5 protein-coding genes are annotated in these 3,228 nt (G+C 54.6%); 3 read left to right on the top strand and 2 right to left on the bottom strand.

Going from position 1 to position 3,228, the window contains the following annotated elements; translation table 11 throughout:
• Positions 1-126: 126 nt before the first annotated feature.
• On the bottom strand, positions 127-186 hold the full coding sequence (locus tag LJE94_12910; GenBank protein MCG6911008.1) for an SEC-C domain-containing protein: 60 nt from the start codon (positions 184-186) through the stop codon (positions 127-129).
• On the opposite strand from LJE94_12910, the gene LJE94_12905 reads away from it, so the two are divergent.
• The 3 genes from LJE94_12905 (at position 163) to trmB (ending at position 1,905) form a co-directional block, all read left to right on the top strand.
• Positions 163-483 (top strand): DUF2284 domain-containing protein, encoded by a 321-nt coding sequence (locus LJE94_12905; GenBank protein MCG6911007.1) that lies wholly within the window; start codon positions 163-165, stop codon positions 481-483. The genes LJE94_12910 and LJE94_12905 overlap by 24 nt on opposite strands.
• 248 nt (positions 484-731) lie before the next feature.
• Positions 732-1,247 (top strand): PaaI family thioesterase, encoded by a 516-nt coding sequence (locus LJE94_12900; GenBank protein MCG6911006.1) that lies wholly within the window; start codon positions 732-734, stop codon positions 1,245-1,247.
• Positions 1,234-1,905, top strand: coding sequence for a tRNA (guanosine(46)-N7)-methyltransferase TrmB (trmB, locus tag LJE94_12895; protein ID MCG6911005.1), 672 nt, complete (start codon positions 1,234-1,236; stop codon positions 1,903-1,905). Before LJE94_12900 ends, trmB begins: the two co-directional genes overlap by 14 nt.
• A gap of 157 nt (positions 1,906-2,062) precedes the next feature.
• Here the strand turns inward: trmB and LJE94_12890 are convergent, their stop codons facing one another.
• Positions 2,063-2,830: a Sir2 family NAD-dependent protein deacetylase gene (locus tag LJE94_12890; GenBank protein MCG6911004.1), complete on the bottom strand. Its 768-nt coding sequence runs from the start codon at positions 2,828-2,830 to the stop codon at positions 2,063-2,065.
• Between the last annotated feature and the right edge of the window lie 398 nt (positions 2,831-3,228).

Here is a 3,228-nt window from a genome sequence, read left to right as displayed (position 1 = left end):
GACCCAAGGGCCCTTCCGCAACGAATGTAACCGTCGTATAATACATCCTTTCTTAATGATCGAAAAGCAGGGCATTCCTTGAAATAAAAGGCTATGCCCTCTTTTTTTATAAGGCAAAAGTCTTATTTACCACAGGTTTTTATACTTTTTTCCACTTCCACAATGACAGGGTTCATTGCGCCCCACTTTTTTTGGCATCATATCGAGCGGTCCGCTGTTGCCATGGGTTTTCCCCGGGCACGGTCATACGCAGGCGGTTCGTGCAAGGAGCTGTTCTGCCCGGACCGCGCCGAATGCCGGGTATTGGCCGCAACGGGGAAATGCCGCAATCCGGATCATGCGCGGCCGTCCATGTCAGGCTTCGGTATCGATGTGGCCGCCCTGTTCAAAACGGCCGGATGGGAGATGTCCTGGATCATGGATGCTGAAGGTGCCTTGCTCAGCAAGATGGCAAATGTCAGCGGCCTGGTACTGATCTGTTAGTCCCTTACAAGTTCAATGGAAAACAATAAAACCAATCACGAAAGCACGAAAGCGGGAAAGCACGAAATTTTTCATGGTCTTTTTCGTGTTTTTGGGCTTTCGTGTTTTCGTGATAAATGATCTTTATCTTTTTCGGTTTATCCGGGTTGGGAGGCGACCGTGCCGCTCGGGCTGCACCGCACGACAACCTTCGTGGTCGCGCTGATGAACGCGAATGAGATCGAAGAGGGAAAAGGATTTTCTGGCTTATGGAAAGAAAAAAAACCGTCGTTTGGGAAGATCCCAAGCTCAACCAGAGAAACGCCGCGGCATCCCTGCCGGGACTCGCGTATCTCGAGGGCATCAAGGAGGGACGCATCGGCGCGCCTCCGGTCGCCTCGCTCGTCGGCTACAGGGTCCATGCCGTTGAAAGTGGTTACGCCGCATTTGAACTCGACCCGGCCGAATACCATTACAATCCATTTTCAACGGTGCACGGCGGCATTCTGACGACGCTGCTGGACACCACGATGACTGCTGCGGTCCTCACCACGCTGCCGCAGGGGATGTCCTGTGCGACCATCGAGATCAAGGTGAATTTCATCCGGCCGGTGACGGCCCGGACCGGGTTGCTGCGCTGTGAGGCCCGGCCGGTGCATAGGGGCAGGCACCTGGCAACCGTGGAGGGACGCCTGAAGGACCGCGGCGGCACCCTGTACGCCCACGGCATCAGCACCTGCTCAATCTTCAACGTGCCCCCCCCGGCAGCCGATGCCGAAGAATAAACGTAAAAAATACGCGCGCGTCAGACAGCTGCCCAATGTCACCTTCGCCGCTTTCGGGGTTTCACCGCCGCCCGCTTTTTTTCCGTGGCATGCAAAACCGTATGCGGCCATGCAAAAGGTTCTCGAGTTGGGCTGCGGCAAGGGCGAGCACAGTTTGGCCTTTGCCGCAGCCGACCCTGCCAGACTTTATGTGGGGGTCGACTGCAAGAGCCACCGCATCTGTGTCGGTGCGGAAAAGGCCCTGGACGCGGGACTTGAAAACGTCCTGTTTCTGCATGCGCGCATCGAGCGGCTTGCGGAATTTTTCATGGAGCAGTCGATTCACGAGATCTGGTTGACGTTTCCCGACCCGTACCCGAAAACGCAGACAGCCAAATTCAGGTTGTCCGGGAGCCGGTTTCTGGATGCGTATGCGCGGCTGCTGGCACCCGGTGGGGGCGTGCATGTAAAAACGGACAGCGAGCTTTTTTTCGACTTTACCAGAGAATCGGTTCGGCAATGGGGAGGGCGTGTCGTCGACATGTCGGAAGACGTGCATGCGGATGGACATGCCCGGCATGGAGCGGGAGCGGTCGTTTCCGCCTATGAAGCGGCTGCCCGGGAGCGGGGCGACGTCATCCGGTATTTGTCCTTCAGGCTGGATAACGACCGGGGTTAGACAATGCTTTCAGCGCTATTGATCCCGCCCAACCTCCACTTCGAGATCAACTTATGTATTTCCCAACTTGCGCGTTTCAAATTTTAAGAATGTTCAACATAAACATATCTTCAATGGATTCTATCTATTTTCATTCTTAAAATTTGAAACGCGCAGGTTAGTTATCTGAAACGATGTCACATACCCGTTGGTGCACGGCCTGGAGGGCCTTGCCGGCCTTTGCGCGCAGCAAGGCGTCGCATATGGCATCGCAGGGCGTGTCCGACAGGTTGATGATGGCCAGAAATGCGCCGTTTTGTTTGGCATAAACGGGCATGTGGGCTGCCGGCTGCACCACGAGGGTCGACCCCACCACGATGAAGGCGTCACTCTGCCGGGAAAGTTGAACGGCGCGTTCCACCTTGTCCATGGGCATGGACTGCCCGAAGGAAACGGTGTCGGGTTTCAGATATCCCCCGCATTGGCACTCGGGGGCAAGATCGCCTGCGTCCAGGCGTTTTTTTGCGTCCTCGATAGCGGAAACCCGGCCGCAGGACATGCACCGGATCCGGCAGGTGTTGCCGTGCAGTTCGATGACGGCTTCATCCGGCAACCCCGACGCCTGATGCAGTCCGTCGATGTTCTGGGTCACCACGGCGCGGATCAAGCCCATGTCGAACAGGCGGGCGATGGCGACGTGCCCCTGGTTAGGCCGTGCCGCCGCAAGGTCCGGGTAGGTTTTGCTCCAGAACTCCCAGTAGGCGATCCGGGAGTCCCTGGATGACATGAAATCATCGAAATAAACGGGTTTGAACTTGTCCCACAGACCTCCCTGGCTCCGATAGTCCGAGATTCCGCTTTCGGTGGAAATGCCGGCACCGGTGAAAACGATGTTCTGCCCGCCTGCTGCCAATTTTTCGGCAATGCGTTCTATTTCGGTTTTCATTGACGTTCCTCCGCTGATTTGGGACGTTGAGGCTCAGACAGTTTATACCGGTTGTCATATATATGTTCCGATACAACCTATGTCCAACATAAGAAACATTTTTTTCGAAGGCGTCAGGGTGCCGAGTACCATGACAACCGCTATTCAACAGATTTTCCACGGAAAATCGTATAACTAAATTAAAATTGGCTGTATTCAAAGAAACACTAGGCAGTTGATCTCACATGTTTTCATCATAGCTAACGGACTGCAATCTAATAGCTGTTAAAATAGCGTTTGGGGTAGAATTACCTTGAGGTCAACAGGTGTGAAATATGCCCTAAAGGAAACGTTGTTTCGGAACGGTATGTTGCCAAACGCTATACATGCATGCGCCCCGTCCGTCAATTCCCACGCCG

This window comes from Deltaproteobacteria bacterium (assembly GCA_022340465.1).
GTDB lineage: Bacteria > Desulfobacterota > Desulfobacteria > Desulfobacterales > B30-G6 > JAJDNW01.
The sequence above is the reverse complement of the archived record's forward strand: the minus strand, read 5'-3'. Positions and strand labels throughout refer to the sequence as shown.